This window comes from Streptomyces sp. NBC_00442, assembly GCF_036014195.1.
Taxonomy (GTDB): domain Bacteria; phylum Actinomycetota; class Actinomycetes; order Streptomycetales; family Streptomycetaceae; genus Streptomyces.
In genome coordinates, this window is the sequence record NZ_CP107918.1 from 4,353,340 (window position 1) to 4,372,070 (window position 18,731).

Genomic DNA, 18,731 nt, shown 5'->3' on the forward strand with positions numbered 1-18,731 from the left:
GACCCCCGCCGCGACCCCCTCGGAGTGTCGCAGAGGGGAGGGGAGGGGGGATCGGGGGCTCCCGGGGTCCGGGGCTACCCGCGGCCCAGGACGACCGTTCCGGAGGAGCAGAACCAACCCCCCGTCCCCGAGGCCACCGCCACCTCGGGAAGGCTGCCGTCGGCCCGACGGACCTGCCCCGCCCCGCTCTCCCCGCGCAGCTGCCGCACCGCCTCCACCAGGAGGAACAGCCCCCGCATCCCGGGATGACAGGCGGAGAGCCCGCCGCCGTCGGTGTTGACGGGCAGGCTCCCGCCCCGCAGCAGCCGCCCCTTCTCGACGAACGCCCCGCCCTCCCCCTTCGCGCAGAACCCCAGGTCCTCCAGCGTCACCAGGGTCATATAGGTGAACGCGTCGTAGATCTCGGCCAGGTCCACGTCGCCGGGCCGCACCCCCGCCCGCTCGAAGGCGATCCGGCCCGACTCCGCCGCCGGGGACACCGTGAAGTCCTGCCACTGCGACATCGCCGTGTGGGAGACCGACGTGCCCGAACCCAGCACCCATACCGGCGATTTGACGGTGTCCGGCACGTACTCCTCGGCCGCGAGCAGTACCGCGCAGCCGCCGTCGGAGCGTATGCAGCAGTGCAGCTTGGTGAAGGGGTCCGCGATCATCGGCCCGGACAGCACTTCGTCGACGGTGATCGGGTCGCTGAACATCGCGTCCGGGTTGGTGGCCGCGTTCGCCCGCGCCTGCACGGCCACCTCGGCCAACTGCTCGATCGTCGTGCCGAATTGGTGCATGTGGCGTCGCGCGGCCATCGCGTACTTGGCGATCAGCGTGTGGCCGTACGGCGCCTCGAACTGGAGCGGCCCCCGGCTGCCGAAGGAGAGGTTCGAGGTGCGCCGCCCCGCCTTGATGTCGGCGCGCGCGGTCGACCCGTACACCAGGAGGACGGCGCGCGCGTGCCCGGCGGCGATCGCTTCGGCGGCGTGCGCGGCCATGACCTCCCAGGTGGCGCCTCCGACGGAGGTGGAGTCGACCCAGGTGGGCCGGAGCCCGAGGTACTCGGCGACCTCCACCGGCGCGAGCGTGCCGAGCCCGGCCGAGCCGAACCCGTCGATGACGCCGCGGTCGAGCCCGGAGTCGGCGAGCGCGCGCCGGGCGGCCTGGGCGTGCAGGGCGTAGGGGGTGAGGTCGTCCACGCGTCCGGTGTCGGACAGTGCGACGCCGACGACAGCGACCTTGCGGGGGCGATGTGCTGAGGGCGAGGAGGACATGAATCTGACGGTACATCAGATACGGGGCCGGCAGGAGGCGTCGAACAACTCCGTGCGCGGGCTGTGCATCTGTCGGCTCCGCGCCTAACATGACGCCCCGTCAGTTCAGAGGCACGGCCTCTGGGGGAGGAGCCCGCCGATGGACGCCACCTTCACCGCGGAACAGGACGAGATCCGCCGCACCCTGCACGAACTGCTCGCCAAGCACTGCCGCCCACAGGACGTGAAGAGCGCGGTCCGCACGCCGCTCGGGCACGACGCCGCGCTCTGGGGCCGGCTCTCCGCCGAGCTCGGACTCGCGGGCCTCGCGCTGCCCGAGGCGTACGGGGGAGTCGGCTGCACCCCGGTCGAACTCGCCCTGGCCTGCGAGGAGGTGGGCCGCGCCCTGCTGCCCTCGCCGCTGCTCGCGACGGCCGTGCTCGCGGCCCCGCTCATCGCCGCCCTCGGTACCGAGGCCCAGAAGGCCGAGCTGCTTCCGCCCCTGGCCCGCGGTGAGCGGAGCGCCACCCTGGTGGTGCCCGGCACCGGCCTCGCGCTCGCGCTCGGGCTCACCGGAACGGGCGAGGACGGCGCGTGGGCCGGCGGCGGCCGGGCCGGAGGCGTGCAGGCCGGGCATGCGCCGGACGGCGGATGGCGGCTGTACGGGGAGGCCGCGCAGGTGCTCGACGGGCACAGCGCCCACCTGCTCCTGGTCGCCGCGCACACCGGCGGGTTCGCTCGCAGCCGCACCCTCCTCTTCGCCGTACGCGGCGATGCGGCGGGCCTGCGCCGCACCCGGCAGACCACCCTCGACGAGACCCGCACGCAGGCGCGGGTCCAACTGCGCGATGTCGAAGGACAGTTGCTCGGGCCCGACGACTCCACCGATCCGCACGCCGCGCTCGCCGCCGTAGGCCGCAGCGCCGCGGCCTGTCTGGCCGCCGAGGCGGTCGGGGCGGCGAGCGAGGCGCTGGAGCGGACGGTGGCGTACGTGAAGGAGCGCGAGCAGTTCGGGCGGGCCATCGGATCCTTCCAGGCGGTCAAGCACCGGCTCGCCGACCTGTACGTCCAGGTGCAGGCGGCACGGTCGGCGGCGTACTACGCGGCCTGGGACCCCGGCGCGGGCGCCCTCGCGCTCGCCCAGGGGCTCGACGCGCTGCGGTCAGCCGCCTCCGAGGCGGTCCAGCTGCACGGCGGCATCGGCTTCACGTGGGAACACGAGGCGCACCTCTACTTCAAGCGGGCCGCCGCCGACGAACTGCTCTTCGGGCCCGTGCACCGGCTGCGCGGACACGCCGCGGAGCAGGCCGGTCTGTTCGGCCCCGCCGCGCACGAGGTGACGGCGTGAAGCCCGGGGCCGCCAAGGCCGCGCCGGGGGTGCGGCTCATGCGGAGGGTGTCCTCGACACGGGCGTTCGCCAGGGTCGCCCCGCACGTCGTGCCCGCGATGGACCGGGCCGTCCACCGCCTCACCCGGGGCAAGGTCTTGCTCAGCGCGCAGATGCTGCCCGGCGTCGTCCTGACCGCGCGCGGCGCCAAGTCCGGTCTGGCGCGCAGCACTCCGCTGGCCTGCATGCCGCTTGAGGAGAGCGGGGCGTGGGTGCTCATCGGGTCCAACTTCGGCCGGCCCGGCCACCCGGCGTGGACCGCGAACCTGCTCGCCCATCCGGATGCCGAGATCAGCTGGAAGGGCCGGGACATCGCGGTGCGGGCCCGGCTGCTCGAAGGGGCGGAGCGTGCCGCGGCCTGGCGGGCCGCGCTCGACTTCTGGCCGCCGTACGCCACGTATCAGTCCAGGATCGAGCGCGAGATCCGGCTCTTCCGCCTGGAGCCGAGAGCCGACGGGCCCAGGGCTCAAGGGGCGCCCTGAGGAGCCGCCCCGGGGCGCCGGGACCCGGGGATCCGGGATCGGAGGGGCGAAGACGCAAACGCCGACGGCGGTCATCCCCTCACGGGGGTGAACCGCCGTCGGCGCGACAGGACTTGCTCGGCGGACGGTGTGCGCGCGTACTCCCGCTATTTCGTCGGCTTCTTGCCCGTGATGCCCAGGTGGACCAAGAGCGCCAGGTTCGGCCGGAGTTCGGCCTGCTTGACGCCCCAGGTCTGGAAGCCCTTCTGGTGCGAGGCCACCGACGCGAGCATCGCCACGAGGGAGCCGGCCATCGCCGCGGGGCTGACGTCCTTGTCGACCTTGCCCTTGGTCTGGAGGTCGGTGACCGCGTCCGTAAGGGAGTTGGTGACCGAGTTCAGGATCTTCATGCGGATCTTGTAGAAGCGTTTGTCGCCCTCGGCCGCGCCCAGGTCGACGACCCGCAGGATCGCGTCGTTCTTGCGCCAGAAGTCGAGGAAGCCCTCCACGAGTTCCTCGGCCGTCTGCCAGCCCGCCCGGCCGACCCAGGAGCGGCCCTCGACCAGAGCGGTCAACCCGGCGCCCTCCTTGGCCATTTCCTCCGCGATCTCCAGGACGGCGCCCTCGACGTCGGGGAAGTACTGGTAGAAGGTCGCGGGTGAAGTGCCCGCCTTCCGGGCCACATCGATGACTTTTACGTCCCGGTACGGCGACGAGCTGAGCATTTCACTGAGGCAGTCGAGCAGCTTCTGCCGTGTCGCCTGGCCGCGTCGGCCGGCCACGCGGCCGTCGACGGTGCGTACTTGTCCTGTCATGCCGTCAGCTTACCGAGGGGTGATCGGAGCGCGATTCGGCCGAGTGCAAATGGGGGCCCGAGCGCGATCCGCGCCCCTGGGCACGCGGAAACGGGCACGCGGAACCGGGCGCGGGGGGCGGGTGCGGGCGGCGGGTTCCGGTGGCCTGATCTCGTCCACCACTCGAATGGTGTTATCAACAGCCTGTGGACAACTTTGGTGGACAAGCGGTGCGCGGTCTGGGGTGAGAGGGCCCCCGTGCGTCGAAAAGTGACCATATGTTCGAATTGTGCGCCTGCGTCGGCCGGGACGGCTCGTTAGCTTGGCCCCGACGCGGCCTCGCGGCGGGACGGGCACCTCAGGAAGGAAACAGGCGCATGGGCGGATATCCGGAAGGCGCGCCGTGCTGGGCCGACGTCTCGCTGTCCGACGTCGCGGCCGGCAAGCGGTTCTACGGGGAGCTCCTCGGCTGGACCTTCGACGAGAACGCCGACGAGCAGCGGTACGGGCAGTACACGAACGCCTACCGGGACGGACAGCGCGTCGCCGCCCTCCAGCCCAAGCGGGACGGGCGGATGCCGACCACCTGGACCGTCTACTTCGCCACCCCCGACGTCCGCGCGCTGGCCGCCCGGGTCCGCGACGCGGGCGGCCGGGTCATCACCGACCCGGCCCCGGTGCCGCCGCACGGCACGATGGCGATCGCCACCGACCCGGGCGGCGCCGTCTTCGCCCTGTGGCAGGCCGACGCGCACGCCGGCTTCGAGCGGACCCGCCGGCCCGGATCGTTCTGCTGGACCGAGGTCTACACCCGCGACAAGGACCAGGCCGACGCGTTCTACGAGTCCGTCTTCGGCTACCTGGGGGCCGCCGCGGGCAGCCCCGACGAGCTGGGGGCCGACATGCGCACCTGGTCGCTGCCCGGCACCGCACCGGGGCCCGGCACCGCGGTCGCCGCCCGTGCCCTGATGTCGCCGGCCTTCCCCGCGGCCCTGCCCGATCACTTCCTCGTGTACTTCCTCGTCGAGGACTGCGACGCCACGGCCGCCGCCTGCACCCGGCTCGGCGGCCGGGTCACCGCCCAGCCGTTCGACATCCAGTACGGACGGATGGCCGTCCTCCACGACAACCAGGGCGCCACCTTCGCCGTCCTGCAAGGTGCGGACGCGTAAGTACGCGAGGGCGCCGCGGGCGTCCAGCCCGGGGCGGGGCGTCCACGTCCCGACCCGGGTTGGCCACCGACCACCTCCGGCAGGGAGAATCGGGGTGCCGCGTGAGACGCTGCACGGGGCCGCATTCACGCACGGCCCGTACGGGGAGGTGGCAGGCAAGTGGAGCAGCTGACGCAGCACGACCCGAGGCGGATCGGTCCCTTCGAGGTCTTGGGACGGCTCGGTGCCGGCGGCATGGGTCTCGTCTATCTGGCGCGCTCGGCGTCCGGCCGCCGCGTCGCCATCAAGACGGTGCGCACCGAGCTCGCCGAGGACCAGCTCTTCCGGGTCCGCTTCACGCGCGAGGTGGAGGCCGCCCGCGCGGTCAGCGGCTTCTACACCGCCGCCGTCGTCGACGCCGACCCGCGCGCACCCGTCCCGTGGCTGGCCACCGCCTACGTACCGGCGCCCTCCCTCGAAGAAATAGTGAATGAGTGCGGGCCCCTCCCGGCCCAGGCGGTGCGCTGGCTCGCCGCCGGCATCGCGGAGGCGCTCCAGTCCATCCACGGCGCGGGCCTGGTGCACCGCGACCTGAAGCCGTCCAATGTCCTCGTCGTCGAGGACGGGCCCCGTGTGATCGACTTCGGCATCGCGTCCGGGGTCTCCAACACCCGCCTGACCATGACGAACGTCGCGGTCGGCACGCCCGCGTACATGTCACCGGAGCAGGCCAAGGACTCGCGCAGCGTCACCGGGGCGTCCGACGTCTTCTCGCTGGGCTCCACCCTCGTCTTCGCGGCCACCGGGCACGCGCCCTTCCATGGCGCCAACCCCGTCGAGACCGTGTTCATGCTGCTGCGCGAGGGCCCGGACATCACGGGCCTGCCGGACGAGCTCCGCCCGCTCATCGAGTCGTGCATGCAGATGGAGTACCCCAACCGGCCCTCGCCCGAGGACCTCCAGGCGCAGCTCGCCCCGCACCTCTTCGCCTCCGGCTCGGACGACAGCGGCACCGCGTCGGCCTGGCTGCCACCGCGCTCCGTCGCCATGATCGAGCAGCGCAGGGGCGGCGGCCGCATGCAGCTCCTCGCTCCGCCCGCCGACCCGGCGCCGAGCCCGGCCGCGCGCTCGGGCCGGCCGGGCCCGCAGGCGCCGCCCCGCCCTGCGGACCCCCCGTACGCGGCCCGGCACGCCGGGGCCTCCGCCGTCACGTATCCGCCGGTCCACGCCGACGAGCCGGTGCGGCTGCCCGGCGCCAAGGTGCCCATCGGGCCGGGGCCCCGCGTCGCCGACGCCTCCCGGGTCGCCGTCGACGCCGGATCCGCCACGGGCTGGGTCCGCAGGCCCGGCGCCGCTGCGACGGGCGGCGCCCAGACCGCGCCGGTGCCCCCGCCCGCCCATCCGCCGGAAGTGCCCGGCCGCTGGCGCCCCTGGCGCTTTCGCATGTCGAACGACGTGTGGGGCACCCCCGCCGTGGCCGGGGACCTGCTGTACGTGACGTCCTTCGAGGTGCACGCCCTGGACGTGGGCACCGGCCGCCGCCAGTTCAAGACGCGCGACGTCGCCTGGGCGATGGCCGTCGAAGCCGGCCGCATCCACGCCTCCGACGGACCCACCCTGTACGCCCTGGACGCGAGCGACGGCGGCGAGCTGTGGCGGCTCCAGGCGGACGCCTGGGTGTACTCGCTCAAGGCCGACCGCGGCACCGTTGTCACCGGCACCCGCGGCGGCGGCGTACAGGCCTGGGAGGCCGCCAACGGCGAGCAGCTGTGGGCGATCTCCGGCGCCCAGAGCGACTTCGAGACCCCCGAGGCCGGCCCGGTCGTCCACGACGGCACGGTCTACGTCTGGCAGGACGCACGGCTGCGCGCCCTGGACGCCCGCACCGGCACCGAGCGCTGGTCCTACCCGGTGGGCGACGCGGCCTCCTGCGGCGGCGTCCCCGTGCGGGTCACGCCGGCCGAGGACGGATACGTCTACGTCTCGGCCGGCACCCGCGTCCTCGCCGTCGACATCGGGTCCGGCCACGTCCGCTGGCACTTCGAGGCGCCCGCGGTCTTCCTGTGTCCCCCGGCGTTCGCGCCGGGCCCCGCGGTGACCGGCGGCGGCGTGTACCTCGCCGACTACCTCGGCACGGTCTACGCCCTCGACGCCTCGACCGGCAAGGACCGCTGGCGCATCGCCACCGAGGCCCGCGCCTCCGTCGAGCCGGTCCTGGTGGCCGACGGCAACGTCCACGTGGGCAGCGGCAACGCGCTGTACACCCTGGACGCGGTCACCTCGACCCCCAAGTGGCGCTTCGCCGCGGGCGGCGCGGTGGTGGGCACCCCGGTGGTCGCCGACGGCCGCATCCACTTCGGCTCCGCCGACCACTGCCTCTACACGCTGGACGCGGCAGGCGGCCAGCTCCGCTGGAAGCTCGCCACCGGCGGCGAGATCAGCGGATCTCCCGTGGTGCGCAACGGAGTTGTCTACGCGTGCAGCAAGGACCGCTGCGTGTACGCCCTGGACGCGGTGAAGGGAACGGCCACTTCGGGCTCCCGGTGAGCCCCCGCATGACGTACTGTGGCGCTCGCCCGCACGGCCCCGTACGGAGCCGTCGGCAGCGAGGCGAGGAGGTGGGACCCATCACCGCAGCAGCAGGCAGGGTGCTCTCCCTCCGCGACCGCTCGGTCCGCCCCTGAACAGGTGACCGCGAGAGCGCCCTTCGGTATCCGAAAGGCCTTGTCCCGCATGTCAGTCGAACCGCTTTCCCCCTCCACCGTCGTGACCCGGCTGCGCGCCGCCGGGTGCGTATTCGCCGAGGACGAGGCGGAGTTGCTCCTCGCCACGGCCCGCCGTCCCGCCGAGCTCGCCGCGATGGTGGAGCGCAGGATCTCCGGCCTTCCCCTCGAACACGTCCTGGGCTGGGCCGAGTTCCACGGCCTCCGAGTCGCGGTGGACCCCGGGGTCTTCGTCCCGCGCCGGCGCACCGAGTTCCTCGTCCAGCAGGCGCTGGCCGCCGCGGACGCGTCCGGGCCGGTCGTCGTCGTGGACCTGTGCTGCGGCTCGGGGGCGCTGGGCGCTGCCCTGGCGTCGGCGCTGCCCGGCTCCGAACTGCACGCCGCCGACATCGAACCCGCCGCCGTGCGCTGCGCCCGCCGCAACCTCGCCGCGTTCGGCGGTCACGTCTACGAGGGCGACCTCTTCGCGCCCCTCCCCGCGGAGCTGCGCGGCCGCGTCTCCATCCTGACGGCGAACGTCCCGTACGTGCCCTCCGGCGAAGTCGGCCTCCTGCCGCCCGAGGCCCGCGACCACGAACCGCTGGTCGCCCTCGACGGCGGCGCGGACGGCCTCGACATCATGCGCCGCGTCGCCCTGGCCGCACCGCGGTGGCTCGCCCCCGGCGGCACCCTCCTCGTCGAGACCAGCGAACGGCAGGTGCCGGGGGCGCTCGCGGCGATGGCCGCGGGCGGCCTGCGCGCCCGCCTGGTCACCTCGGACGAGCTGTACGCGACGGTGGTGACGGGCGTACGGGAGTGATCGCCGTACCGGGACGAGGGCGCACCGCCCCGGCCTGAGCGGGCCGGAACGGCGGGCTACTTGTGCCGGGGTTCGTCCGCGGGCGGCTCCTCCGGGGGCTCCTCGGGGAGAGGCTCGTCCGGGGGCTCGGCGGAGCGGGGCTCGTAGGGGGCGCCGACGGGGTGCCCGTGCGTGTACGGGGAGTCCGAGGCGTGCCGGTAACGGGTCCCGGCGGCCGGCGGCTCCTGCGCGGGCGGGGCTTGACCGGGGCTCTGGCCGCCGGGGTACGGGCCACCGCCGTCCTCGCCGCCGGGGTAGTGGTCGCCCGGGTGCTGGTAGGGGCCCCCGGCCGGTCCGGGCCGTCCGGCCGCACCGGGCCGCTCCCGGCCGGGCTCCTCGTACGAGGGCCGGGGCTCGACGGGCTCTTCGCGTCCGGCCTCGTAGGCGGGCTCGTCGCGGCGCGCGGCCCGCTCGTCCAGGGTCGGCCTGCCGTAGCGGCTCCGCGCGGGCGCGGAGCGGCGGCCCGACATCAGGGCCGCGCCGATCAGCATCACCACGCCGCCGCCCAGCGCCAGCGCGACGCCCTGTCCGAGTCCCTTGCCCGACGAGTCGACCGTCAGGCTGCCCGCGGCCTGGCCCTGCCGCACCATCCACAGCACGGTGAAGCCGAGTACCACGAGGGCGGCGACGATCACGAGCACGCGGGAACGCAGCACGAGGGCGATCAGGGTCACCAGGGCGGCGAAGGCGAACGGGAGCAGCATCGAGCCGGCCACCTCGGCCTTGTCGGCGGAGATGCCCGAGAACAGGTCGTCGATGCGGTAGGCGCTGCCGTGACGGCCGTCGTACCAGGCACGGAAGGGGCTCCAGACGGCGGCCGCCGCTCCTACGAGAGCGAGGATCGAGCCGATGACATTGCGCACCATCTCCGGCCCTCCTTAAAGGCGGCTCTCGCTGCCGACGCTACGCCCGGTGCGCCCGCGCCGCTACCTGTGGGAGTGCGGCGGGGACGGCGGGGAGATCGTGTGCCGGGCGGCGCGCGGGCCGCGAAACCGCCCTGCATGTCCATGCCGGCCGCTGTTACGGTGTCGGCCGGTCTTCGGAGGGGGTACGACGGTGTTCCGTCGCGGAATGAAGTGCGCGGCCGTGCTGGCGGGGACGGTGCTCGCCCTGACGGGTTTCTCCGGCCACGGCCACGGCGGTCACGGCCACGGTTCGAGCTCGGGGGGCGGATGCTCCAACTCCCACAAGAGCAACGGGAGTTCGGGTACGAGCGACAGCAGTGACGACAGCAGTGACGACAGGACCACCACCGGCTACACCACCGGCGGCGGCAGCAGCAGTACGAGCGGCGGCACCGGCGACGCCTCCGGCGACAGCGGCAGCACGAGTGGCGGCTACACCGGTGGCACCAGTGGCTACACCAGTGGCAGCCGTTACGGCACCAGCACCAACGGCACCACATCCGGCTCCGGCGGCCGCTCCACGGCCGGGACCACGACCGCCGTCAGCTCGACCGTCACCGCGTGCGCCTCGGCGAACACGGGCGTGGAGAGCTCCACGGTGCATGTGACGACGGGCAGCGGCTCCGGCACCGGCAGCCGCCGCTACCAGGTACGGGTCACCTTCCTCGACGCGAACGGCGTATCCGTCGACGAAGGGTCCACCACGGTGAGCCTGACCCCGAGCGCCTCGCGCGACGTCACGGTGCCGATGGACCACCCCGGCCTGCTCGACAAGGTGGCCCGCTGCGAAGCCGAGGTGAAGCCCGCCTAGCCGAGGCCGTGCGGCCGTTCACCGCATCCGGAACTCCTTTCACCGCATCCGGAACTCCTTCGAGCGCCGCGCGCCGAACAGCTCCGCCTGCCGGCCGGGCGGCAGGTTCCCCAGCGCCACGAAGGCCGGGGCGCGGGAGAGGGCCTGGGCGAGGGTGGCCTCCTTTGCCGCCCACACCGAGCGCACCGTCCCCTGGACCGCCTCCGTCGGGAACGAGGCGATCGTCTCCGCGCACCGCACGGCGGACGTCAACTCCCCTCCAGGTGCGGTGACTTCGCTGACGAATCCGATCTCGTGGGCCCGTCGCGCCGACATCCGCTCGGCCGTCCCCATCAGCGCGAGGCGGGCCGCCTCGCCGTGCGGCATCCGCAGCGCGAGGTACATCGACTCGTAGGCGCTGACCATCCCGTACGTGGTGTGCGGGTCGAAGAAGCTCGCGTCCTCGGCGGCGATCACGAACTCGGCCTCGCCCAGCAGGTAGAAGGCACCGCCGCAGGCCATCCCGCGCACGGCGGCGATCACCGGCTTCCACAGGTCGTTGGCCTTCGGGCCGATCGAGAGCAGCGGATCCTCGGTGGAGTACGGGGACGAGGGCTGCGCCACCTCGGCCGAGCGGTCGATCCCGGTGCAGAACGCCCGCTCCCCGGAGCCGGTCAGAACGGCGGCCCGTACGGTGTCGTCGAACCTCAGATCCCGCCATACTTGGGCAAGTCGACGGGCCGTCTCCAGATCGATGGCGTTGAGGCGCTCGGGCCGGTCCAGGGTGACCACCGCGACGCCGGTGTCCTTGTCGCGGGTCACCTGGACGCTCATGGGCGCTCCAGGAGCCAGCGCGGCACGCTCACCCCGTCGACCTCGGTGAACGTGACCTGGACGCGGGCGCCGATCCGCAGCCGGGACGGGTCGACGGAGTCGAGCGGCGCGTCCGGCTCGGCGACCACGTTGCCGACCAGGCGGATCAGGGGGTCCTCGGCGAGTTCGACGACGACCGCGTTGTAGGGAGCCATCGCCGCGTAGTCGGGGAGCAGCGGGGGGTGCGGGAAGACGTACGACCAGATGCGGGCGCGGCCCGACACCCGGCGCCACTCGCTGTCGAAGGACTGGCAGTGCGGGCAGCAGGGGCGGGGCGGGAAGCGGAGCCGGCCGCAGTCGGGGGCTGCGCAGGCCTGGACGCGGAGCTCGCCGCGGGCCGCGTACTCCCAGAAGGGGGCGCCGTCGTCGTCCACCACGGGTGTCAGCATCTCTCAACTCCTCAGCAGGATCGCGGACGTGGGCACGCCTTCGCCCGCGGTGACCAGGCAGGTGGCGGCGTTCGGCACCTGGGCGGTGCTGGTGCCGCGCAGCTGTTTGACGCCCTCGTTGATGAGGTTGAACCCGTGGACGTAGGCCTCGCTCAGGCCGCCGCCGCCGGTGTTGAGGGGCAGCCGCCCGCCGATCTCCAGGGCGCCGCCCTCGGTGAACGCGCCGCCCTCGCCGCGCCCGCAGAATCCGTAGCCCTCCAGGGAGAGCGGGATGAGTGGGGTGAACGCGTCGTAGATCTGCGCCACATCGACGTCGCCGGGCCCGAAGTCGGCCTGTTTCCACAGGTGTCGGGCGGCGGTCCAGGCGGGCCCCGTGAGCGGGTCGTCGTTCCAGTAGTTGACCATGCCGTGGTGCTGGGCGGGCAGGCCCTGGGCGGCGGAGTGCACGTACACGGGCTTCTGCCGGCAGTCCCGGGCCCGCTCGGCGGAGACCACGACACACGCCAACGCGCCGTCCGTTTCGAGGCAGTTGTCGAAGAGGCAGAGCGGGTCGCTGATCCAGCGGGAGGTCATGTACATCTCGCGGGTCAGCGGGCGCTCGTACATGATCGCGGCCGGGTTCTGGTTGGCGCGGTTGCGGCAGGCGAGCGCCACGTTGAAGAGGTGGTCGCGGGTGGCGCCGTACTCGTGGAAGTAGCGGCGGGCCAGCATGCCGATCTCGTCGGCGGGCCGCAGCAGGCCGAAGGGGCGGGTCCACTGGGCGGGAGTGGGCAGCTGAACGGCCGTGTTCTTCCAGGGCCTTGGCCCGCTGCCCCGCTTGCGCGAGCGCCAGGCCACGCCCACGCTCGCCTGCCCGGTCGCGATGGCGGAGGCGAGGTGCCCGACGGTGGCGCAGGAACCGCCGCCCCCGAACCCGATCTTGCTGAAGAAGGTCACGTCCCCGGCACCGACGGACTTGGCGACCTCGACCTCGTCGGTCTCCTCCATCGTGTACGAGGCGAACGCGTCGACCTCGGAGGGGCTGATGCCCGCGTCGTCGAGCGCGGCGAGGATCGCCCGGCACGCCAAGGTCTTCTCGGATTCGGGCAGTTGCCTGGCGAACGGCGTCTGCCCGATGCCGACTATGGCTGTCGCGTCCTTCAGAGTGGCCATGGCCCCACCTCCACGAGCGTCACCAGTGCTGACAGCGGAGGAGGCTACAGCTAATCTGACGGTTAGTCAGCTAGCGTGGGGAGGGCTTTCGATGCGCGGGGACCTGGAGTGGGGCACGATCGCGAAGCTGGTGCGGAGCGCCGCCGAGCGGTACGGCGACCGGGAGGCGGTCGTCGAGGGCCGCGGCCGGATCTCGTACGCGGAGCTCGGCGAGCGCGTGGAGCGCGCGGCGGCGGCGTGCGTCGCGGCCGGGGTGGAGCCGGGCGACCGCGTCGCGCTGTGGGCGCCCAACACCGCGGACTGGATCGTCTCGGCGCTCGGCGCGGTGAGCGCGGGCGCGGTGCTCGTGCCGCTGAACACACGGTTCAAGGGCGCGGAGGCCGCGTACGTCCTGGAAAGCAGCCGCGCCAAGCTGCTGTTCATCACCGGCACCTTCCTCGGCACGTCCTACGTCGCCTCGCTGCGCCGCGCCACGGCCCAGGGGAGCGGCACGGGCCCGCTGCCCTCGCTCCCGCACCTGGAGCAGGTGGTGGTCCTCTCGGACGACGCACCCGACAGCTTCCGCACGTGGAAGGACTTCCTGGCCGGCGGCGAGGGCGTATCGGCCGCCGAGGTGACGGCACGCGCCGAGGCGCTCTCCCCGTCCTCCCCCTCCGACATCGTCTACACCTCCGGCACCACCGGCCGCCCCAAGGGCGCGGTGATCACCCACGCCCAGACCCTGCGGTGCTATGCGATCTGGGCGGAGCTCGCGGGCCTTCGCGCGGGCGACCGCTATTTGATCGTGAACCCGTTCTTCCACACCTTCGGCTACAAGGCGGGCATCATCGCCTGCCTCATGCGGGGCGCGACGATGGTGCCGCAACCGGTGTTCAACGTCGACACCGCGCTCGCCAACATCGCCGCCGAACGCATCTCGGTCCTGCCCGGCCCGCCCACCCTCCACCAGGCGCTCCTCGACCATCCCTCCCGCGACCAGCACGACCTGAGCGCCCTGCGCCTCGTGGTGACCGGCGCCGCGGTGGTGCCGCTGCGCCTGGTCGAGCGGCTGCGGACCGAACTGGGAGTGGACACCGTCCTGACCGCGTACGGCCTGTCCGAGGCGAGCGGCATCGTCACGATGTGCCGCCGCGGCGACCCGGCACAGGTCATCGCCTCGACCTCGGGCCGCGCGATACCCGGCACCGAGATACGCGTCCTGGCCGAGCCGGGCGAACCGGGCGAGATCCAGGTACGCGGATTCAACGTGATGCGCGGCTACTTCGAGGACGCGGCGGAAACGACCCGGACCATCGACACCGACGGCTGGCTGCACACCGGGGACATCGGCGTCCTGGACCCCGCGGGCAACCTGCGCGTCACCGACCGGATCAAGGACATGTTCATCGTCGGCGGCTTCAACGCCTACCCGGCGGAAATAGAGCAACTCCTCGGCCTGCACCCGGAGGTGGCCGACGTGGCCGTGATCGGCATCCCGGACCCCCGCCTCGGCGAAGTCGGCCGCGCCTACGTGATCCGTCGCCCCGGCTCCCCCTTGACGGCGGACGACCTGATCGCCTGGTCCCGCCGCGAGATGGCCAACTACAAGGTACCGAGGGAGGTCGAATTCGTGGCCGAACTCCCGCGCAACGCGAGCGGGAAGGTCGTGAAGGGAGAGCTGCGGGGGAGGTGAGCGGGCCGGATCGCGCGGCGCCGGCGGCTGCGTGGTCGTTGGCCGTGCGGGGAGGCAGCCCGTTCCCCGGACCGGCGATGATCACACCTTGTTAGCCTCTTGGCAGCGATGTGCCCGGACCCCCGGGACGCTCACACGCGCGCACTGATCAGAGCCGCGCTCACGAAGGAGAGACTCGGTGACGGGCCGTCTCAAGGGCATGTGGAAACGCTTCCGGGACCGCCGCATGGGGACCGAATACCCGGACAGCGGCGTCACTCCGCTTCCCGCCTGGCAGGTCAAAGAGGCGTTGATGGCGCTCAATGGCACCGGTGTGCCGTTCCGCGTACGGACCGCTTTCGGCGGGGAGAAGGCCCATGTGGTGGCGGAGTGGCAGATCGTGCTGCCCGCGATGGGGGACTCCGTCTCGGCAGAGAAGGTGGAGCGGTCCATGAAGACCCGCATGCGGCTGGCCCCCGCCGTGCGCGAGGTGCACGTACTCGACGAGGTGCGTGAGGTGGGGCTGGTGGGGGACCCGCCCCGGCGGACCCTGTCGCGCCGATGGAGCCGCGGACCGTACGTCGGGCGGCAGTGGTGGTGGGAAAAGGGTCCGGACGGCCGTCGCCACAAGGTGGTCATCTTCGACTCGCGGGACATGCGTGATCCCCTGCGCAACACCGTCCTGGAGGCGGGCTGGACCTGGCGTGGGGTAATGCGGCTGAGGTGACGGTCCCCGCGCTGTCGGAGAGCGAAGGCCGGCCGCGATGCGGGACCGCTCCCCCCCCGGGGTGGTCCCGCATCGCGGCCGGTCGTGTGCCTCGGCCGCGGCGGCTCCCCTCCCGCGCCGCCGCGGCCGTCCCCCGCTCGGATGGGTCTACTGCACCTGCGACCGGTGCGGCTCGGACGTGGCGTGCTGGTCGAGCGGCGTGATAGGCGGCTCGTCCGTGGCGTGCTGGTCGAGTGTGAGGACGGGGCTGCCGGTGGCGTGCTGGTCGAGCGTGGCGATGGCGGGCTGGTCCGTGGCGTGCTGGTCCTGAGGCGTGACGATCGGCGGCTCGTTCTTCTTCACGTCGCCCATGAATCTCATCTCCCGTTGAAGACGCTGCCTGATGCTCGGCGAAACCGTCCGGCCACTCCCCCGAGGGTGGCCGGACGGACTTGCCAGGGCCGGCCCGAACAGCGGCCGGCCTCCCCGCCGGCCCCGGTGCCCCCCGACACGACGGGCCGACATCCATGAGCATGCCGGGTGCCGATAAACGTTCAATGAACGCCCCGGCGGGATTCGTTAAGCGGCCGCCACGGGGCTGAGCAGGGTGCGGACCTGGGCGGCCTCGGGGGAGCCGAGCTCCTCGAAGATGGCCAGCGCGTCGCGCCAGCAGACCTGAGCCCGGCCGGCGTGCCCGATGTCGGCGAGCGCCCGGCCGAGCACGGTCAGCACATTGCCGCGCCGCCACTCGCCGCCGATGCCGCGCAGCACCGTGAGCGCCATCTCGGCGTTGGCCGCGGCCTGCGCGGGCCGCCTGCCCGCGAGGTCGACCTCCGCGAGCCGGAACAGCGTCATGCCCTCCCACAGGCGCTGCCTGCTGTCGCGGAACACGGCGAGCGCCTCGTGGAGACGCTCGGCGGCCGCGGACAGGGTGCCGCTCTGGGTGAGCGCGAGCCCCAGCGCGTACCGGGCGTTGGCGCCGCGCAGCTCGTGACCCATCGCGTCGTAGATGGCGAGGCCCTCCTGGGCCAGGGTCACCGCGCTCGCGGTGCGTCCCATGGCCAGGTGGATCCGGGACAGGTTGCACAGCGCGCTCGCCTCGCCGGGCCGGTTGTCGTCGGCCCGGAACGCGTCGATGGCGCGCGTCAGATGGGTCTCGCCGTCGGTGTGCCGGTTCTGGTAGAGCGCGATGATCCCGCGGGCGTTGGAGGCCCAGCACAGCGGCAGCGGATCCTGCGTGGGGGCCGCGAGGCGCATGGCTTCCTGGGCCTCGCGGTCGGCGGGTTCGAAGCGGCCCGCCAGCTGGTGCACATTGGCGAGCGTCATCACCGCACGGCCCTCGGCCCGGGTGTCGGCCACGGTGCGGGCCGCCTCACGGACGGCCTCCGCGGTCGCCTCGTACTGCCGGGAGTTGGCGCCGGACTCGCCCAGGTCGAGCGCCGCGTACAGGAGGTCGACGGCGCGGCGCAGGGTGCGCGGCCCCGACTGCTGGCGTACGCAGGCGAGCAGCGGGTCGGCCTCGGAGTACAGCCAGTCCTGCGCCGAGCGGCGGTCGCCGAACGCGAGCCCCCGGTGCGCGGTCGGCTCCAGGTGGTCCACGAGGCGGTCCCCGGGCCGTTCGAGCGCGTACACGCCGGCCGCCGTCGCCAGGTAGAAGTCGAGCAGCCGCGACATCGCCGACTCCCGCTCCGCCGCCGGAAGGTCCGGGCGTTCGGCGCAGGAACGGGCGTAGAGGCGTACGAGGTCGTGGTAGCGGTAGCGGCCGGGCGCCGCGGACTCCACCAGGCTGGTGTCGACCAGGGACTCCAGGATGTCCTCGGTCTCCTGCTCGGGCAGGTCGAGGACGGCGGCCGCGGCCGCGAGCGAGATGTCGGGCCCGTCGGGCAGCCCGAGCAGGCGGAACGCACGGGACTGGGCGGGCTCCAGATGCCCGTAGCCGAGCTCGAAGGTCGCCTTGACCGCCAGGTCGCCGGCCTGGAGTTCGTCGAGGCGGCGGCGCTCGTCCGCGAGCTTCGCGGCGAGCACCGAGACCGTCCAGGTGCGGCGCGAGGCGAGCCGGGACGCGGCGATGCGGATGGCGAGCGGCAGGAAGCCGCAGGCGGCGACCACGTCGAGGGCCGCCTCGCGCTCGGCGGACACCCGCTCCACGCCGACGATCCTGGTGAACAGCTGGAGCGCCTCGTCGGGGGACATCACATCCAGGTCGACGAGGTGCGCGCCGGCGAGGTCGACCATCCGGATGCGGCTGGTGACCAGCGCCGCGCATCCGGCGGTGCCCGGAAGCAGCGGCCGGATCTGGGCCGCGTCACGGGCGTTGTCGAGCAGGACCAGGACCCGGCGGCCGTCGAGCGTGGAGCGGAACAGGGCGGCCCGCTCCTCCAGCGAGTCCGGGATCGCCGAGTCCGGGGTGCCGAGCGCGCGCAGGAACGCGCCGAGGACGGTGTCCGGTTCCGCGAAGTGCGACCCCGCACCCTGGAGGTCGACGTACAGCTGGCCGTCGGGGAAGCAGGGCCGGGCGGCGTGGGCGACGTGCACGGCGAGCGTGGTCTTGCCGACACCCCCGATGCCGGCGAGCGCGGAGACCGCCATCACCGTCGTCTCGGCGCCGGCGAGCCGCGCGGTGAGCTCGCGCACGAAGGAGTCGCGTCCCGTGAAATCCGGTACGGAAGCGGGCAGTTGGGCCGGCCGCATCGGGGCGGGAGCGGCCGCCGCTGCTCCGGTGCCGGCCCCGGCCCCGGTTCCGGCGGGCCTGCGGGCCAGGTCCTCGTCGGCGCGCAGGATGCGCTGCTGGAGGCGGGCCAGTTCGGGCCGCGGGTCCACGCCGAGTTCGTCGGCGAGCAGCCGCCGGGTGTCCGCGTACACGGCGAGGGCCTCGGCCTGGCGGCCGCTGCGGTACAGGGCCAGCATCAGGAGTTCGCGCAGGCGCTCGCGCAGCGGATGGGCGGCGGTCAGCGCGGTCAGTTCGGAGACGGCCTCGGCGTGGCAGCCGGCCTCCAGGTCCATGTCGAGGCGCGCCTCGATGAGCTGGAGGCGCCATTCGCCGAGCCGGGTGCGCTGGTTCTCGGCGTAGGGACCGGGCACGTTGGCCAGGGGCTCGCCGTCCCAGTGGGCGAGCGCGGCGTTCAGCAGGTGGCGGGACCGGGCCTGGTCGCCGCCGGCCCGCGCCTTCTCGGCGGCCGTGGCCAGCTCCTGGGCGCGGGTGAGGTCGAGGGCGCCGGCGGCCGCCCGGATCGCGTACCCCCCGGACTCGCTGACCAGGACGCCGGGGCCGAGGATCTTGCGCAGCCTGGAGGCGTACGTACGGATCGCGGCCAGGGCCTGCGAGGGCGGCTCGTCGCCCCAGATGGCGTCGATGAGTTCGGAGGCGGTGGCCGTGCGGCCGTCGCGCAGCAGCAGGGCGGCGAGCAGGGCGCGCTGCTGGGGGGAGCCGGACGGCAGGAGCTCCTCGTCCCGCCAGGCCCGCACGGGTCCGAGTACGCCGAAGCGGAGTCCGGCGCCGGTCGCCTCCGGAGCGCGCTGCTGCGGTACGCGTGGCCCGCCGTCACGGTCCATTCCTGCCCCCTGTACCCCCGTACTCCTGTGTGTGGCCCCCGCCAGTCTGCCCTGTCCGGAGGGGTCGCGTCAGCAACGGGTGACGCTCTGCACAAGGCCTCGACACATGCCCTTCACACAC

General features: G+C 73.4%; 16 protein-coding genes. 8 read left to right on the forward strand and 8 right to left on the reverse strand.

What is annotated here, in order from left to right; translation table 11 throughout:
* Positions 1–74 precede the first annotated feature (74 nt).
* Complete coding sequence (locus OG432_RS19580; RefSeq protein ID WP_328312249.1) at positions 75–1,259, reverse strand: thiolase C-terminal domain-containing protein; 1,185 nt, start codon at positions 1,257–1,259, stop codon at positions 75–77.
* Between the two features lie 139 nt (positions 1,260–1,398).
* Between OG432_RS19580 and OG432_RS19585 the strand changes: the two genes are divergently transcribed.
* Both OG432_RS19585 and OG432_RS19590 read left to right on the forward strand, forming a co-directional pair.
* Positions 1,399–2,586 carry an acyl-CoA dehydrogenase family protein gene (locus tag OG432_RS19585; RefSeq protein WP_328312250.1) on the forward strand — a complete coding sequence of 396 codons (1,188 nt, stop codon included), beginning with the start codon at positions 1,399–1,401 and terminating at the stop codon, positions 2,584–2,586.
* 38 nt (positions 2,587–2,624) lie between these two features.
* The gene (locus OG432_RS19590) at positions 2,625–3,107 is read left to right on the forward strand and encodes a nitroreductase family deazaflavin-dependent oxidoreductase (RefSeq protein ID WP_328315162.1); all 483 of its coding nucleotides are present in this window, start codon (positions 2,625–2,627) and stop codon (positions 3,105–3,107) included.
* 146 nt (positions 3,108–3,253) lie between these two features.
* On the opposite strand, the gene OG432_RS19595 is transcribed toward OG432_RS19590, so the two are convergent.
* Positions 3,254–3,901 (reverse strand): TetR family transcriptional regulator, encoded by a 648-nt coding sequence (locus tag OG432_RS19595; protein ID WP_328312251.1) that lies wholly within the window; start codon positions 3,899–3,901, stop codon positions 3,254–3,256.
* A 356-nt stretch (positions 3,902–4,257) separates the two neighbouring features.
* Between OG432_RS19595 and OG432_RS19600 the strand changes: the two genes are divergently transcribed.
* The 3 genes from OG432_RS19600 (at position 4,258) to OG432_RS19610 (ending at position 8,553) form a co-directional block, all read left to right on the forward strand.
* Complete coding sequence (locus OG432_RS19600; RefSeq protein ID WP_328312252.1) at positions 4,258–5,052, forward strand: VOC family protein; 795 nt, start codon at positions 4,258–4,260, stop codon at positions 5,050–5,052.
* A gap of 159 nt (positions 5,053–5,211) precedes the next feature.
* Complete coding sequence (locus OG432_RS19605; RefSeq protein WP_328312253.1) at positions 5,212–7,578, forward strand: outer membrane protein assembly factor BamB family protein; 2,367 nt, start codon at positions 5,212–5,214, stop codon at positions 7,576–7,578.
* 186 nt (positions 7,579–7,764) lie between these two features.
* Positions 7,765–8,553 carry a putative protein N(5)-glutamine methyltransferase gene (locus OG432_RS19610; RefSeq protein ID WP_328312254.1) on the forward strand — a complete coding sequence of 263 codons (789 nt, stop codon included), beginning with the start codon at positions 7,765–7,767 and terminating at the stop codon, positions 8,551–8,553.
* 56 nt (positions 8,554–8,609) lie between these two features.
* Here the strand turns inward: OG432_RS19610 and OG432_RS34940 are convergent, their stop codons facing one another.
* Positions 8,610–9,458, reverse strand: coding sequence for a hypothetical protein (locus tag OG432_RS34940; protein ID WP_443058415.1), 849 nt, complete (start codon positions 9,456–9,458; stop codon positions 8,610–8,612).
* 190 nt (positions 9,459–9,648) lie between these two features.
* Between OG432_RS34940 and OG432_RS19620 the strand changes: the two genes are divergently transcribed.
* A complete protein-coding gene (locus OG432_RS19620) occupies positions 9,649–10,308 on the forward strand; it encodes a hypothetical protein (RefSeq protein ID WP_328312255.1) in 660 nt (219 codons plus the stop codon).
* A gap of 39 nt (positions 10,309–10,347) precedes the next feature.
* Here OG432_RS19620 and OG432_RS19625 read toward each other — a convergent pair whose 3' ends face one another.
* From OG432_RS19625 to OG432_RS19635, 3 genes are read right to left on the reverse strand one after another with little or no spacing between them, the layout of a single operon-like run.
* Entirely contained in the window at positions 10,348–11,121 is a 774-nt protein-coding gene (locus tag OG432_RS19625) for an enoyl-CoA hydratase/isomerase family protein (RefSeq protein WP_328312256.1), read from the reverse strand.
* Positions 11,118–11,549 carry a Zn-ribbon domain-containing OB-fold protein gene (locus tag OG432_RS19630; RefSeq protein ID WP_328312257.1) on the reverse strand — a complete coding sequence of 144 codons (432 nt, stop codon included), beginning with the start codon at positions 11,547–11,549 and terminating at the stop codon, positions 11,118–11,120. Before OG432_RS19630 ends, OG432_RS19625 begins: the two co-directional genes overlap by 4 nt.
* A 3-nt stretch (positions 11,550–11,552) precedes the next feature.
* Positions 11,553–12,701, reverse strand: coding sequence for a lipid-transfer protein (locus tag OG432_RS19635; RefSeq protein WP_328312258.1), 1,149 nt, complete (start codon positions 12,699–12,701; stop codon positions 11,553–11,555).
* 91 nt (positions 12,702–12,792) lie between these two features.
* On the opposite strand from OG432_RS19635, the gene OG432_RS19640 reads away from it, so the two are divergent.
* Both OG432_RS19640 and OG432_RS19645 read left to right on the forward strand, forming a co-directional pair.
* Positions 12,793–14,373, forward strand: a complete 1,581-nt coding sequence (locus OG432_RS19640; RefSeq protein ID WP_328312259.1) for a FadD3 family acyl-CoA ligase — start codon at positions 12,793–12,795, stop codon at positions 14,371–14,373.
* Between the two features lie 178 nt (positions 14,374–14,551).
* Positions 14,552–15,079 (forward strand): hypothetical protein, encoded by a 528-nt coding sequence (locus tag OG432_RS19645; protein ID WP_328312260.1) that lies wholly within the window; start codon positions 14,552–14,554, stop codon positions 15,077–15,079.
* A gap of 147 nt (positions 15,080–15,226) precedes the next feature.
* On the opposite strand, the gene OG432_RS19650 is transcribed toward OG432_RS19645, so the two are convergent.
* Together OG432_RS19650 and OG432_RS19655 are read right to left on the reverse strand one after the other, a co-directional pair.
* Positions 15,227–15,430, reverse strand: a complete 204-nt coding sequence (locus OG432_RS19650) for a hypothetical protein (RefSeq protein WP_328312261.1) — start codon at positions 15,428–15,430, stop codon at positions 15,227–15,229.
* A 207-nt stretch (positions 15,431–15,637) separates the two neighbouring features.
* Entirely contained in the window at positions 15,638–18,610 is a 2,973-nt protein-coding gene (locus OG432_RS19655; RefSeq protein ID WP_328312262.1) for an AfsR/SARP family transcriptional regulator, read from the reverse strand.
* Positions 18,611–18,731 lie beyond the last annotated feature (121 nt).

Coding starts and splice junctions, on each gene's coding strand:
- OG432_RS19640 (WP_328312259.1), top strand. CDS start 12,793: ATGCGCGGGGACCTGGAGTGGGGCACGATCGCGAAGCTGGTGCGGAGC.
- OG432_RS19580 (WP_328312249.1), bottom strand. CDS start 1,259: ATGTCCTCCTCGCCCTCAGCACATCGCCCCCGCAAGGTCGCTGTCGTC.
- OG432_RS19635 (WP_328312258.1), bottom strand. CDS start 12,701: ATGGCCACTCTGAAGGACGCGACAGCCATAGTCGGCATCGGGCAGACG.
- OG432_RS19585 (WP_328312250.1), top strand. CDS start 1,399: ATGGACGCCACCTTCACCGCGGAACAGGACGAGATCCGCCGCACCCTG.
- OG432_RS19600 (WP_328312252.1), top strand. CDS start 4,258: ATGGGCGGATATCCGGAAGGCGCGCCGTGCTGGGCCGACGTCTCGCTG.
- OG432_RS19650 (WP_328312261.1), bottom strand. CDS start 15,430: ATGGGCGACGTGAAGAAGAACGAGCCGCCGATCGTCACGCCTCAGGAC.
- OG432_RS19625 (WP_328312256.1), bottom strand. CDS start 11,121: ATGAGCGTCCAGGTGACCCGCGACAAGGACACCGGCGTCGCGGTGGTC.
- OG432_RS19630 (WP_328312257.1), bottom strand. CDS start 11,549: ATGCTGACACCCGTGGTGGACGACGACGGCGCCCCCTTCTGGGAGTAC.
- OG432_RS34940 (WP_443058415.1), bottom strand. CDS start 9,458: ATGGTGCGCAATGTCATCGGCTCGATCCTCGCTCTCGTAGGAGCGGCG.
- OG432_RS19590 (WP_328315162.1), top strand. CDS start 2,625: ATGCGGAGGGTGTCCTCGACACGGGCGTTCGCCAGGGTCGCCCCGCAC.
- OG432_RS19655 (WP_328312262.1), bottom strand. CDS start 18,610: ATGGACCGTGACGGCGGGCCACGCGTACCGCAGCAGCGCGCTCCGGAG.
- OG432_RS19595 (WP_328312251.1), bottom strand. CDS start 3,901: ATGACAGGACAAGTACGCACCGTCGACGGCCGCGTGGCCGGCCGACGC.
- OG432_RS19610 (WP_328312254.1), top strand. CDS start 7,765: ATGTCAGTCGAACCGCTTTCCCCCTCCACCGTCGTGACCCGGCTGCGC.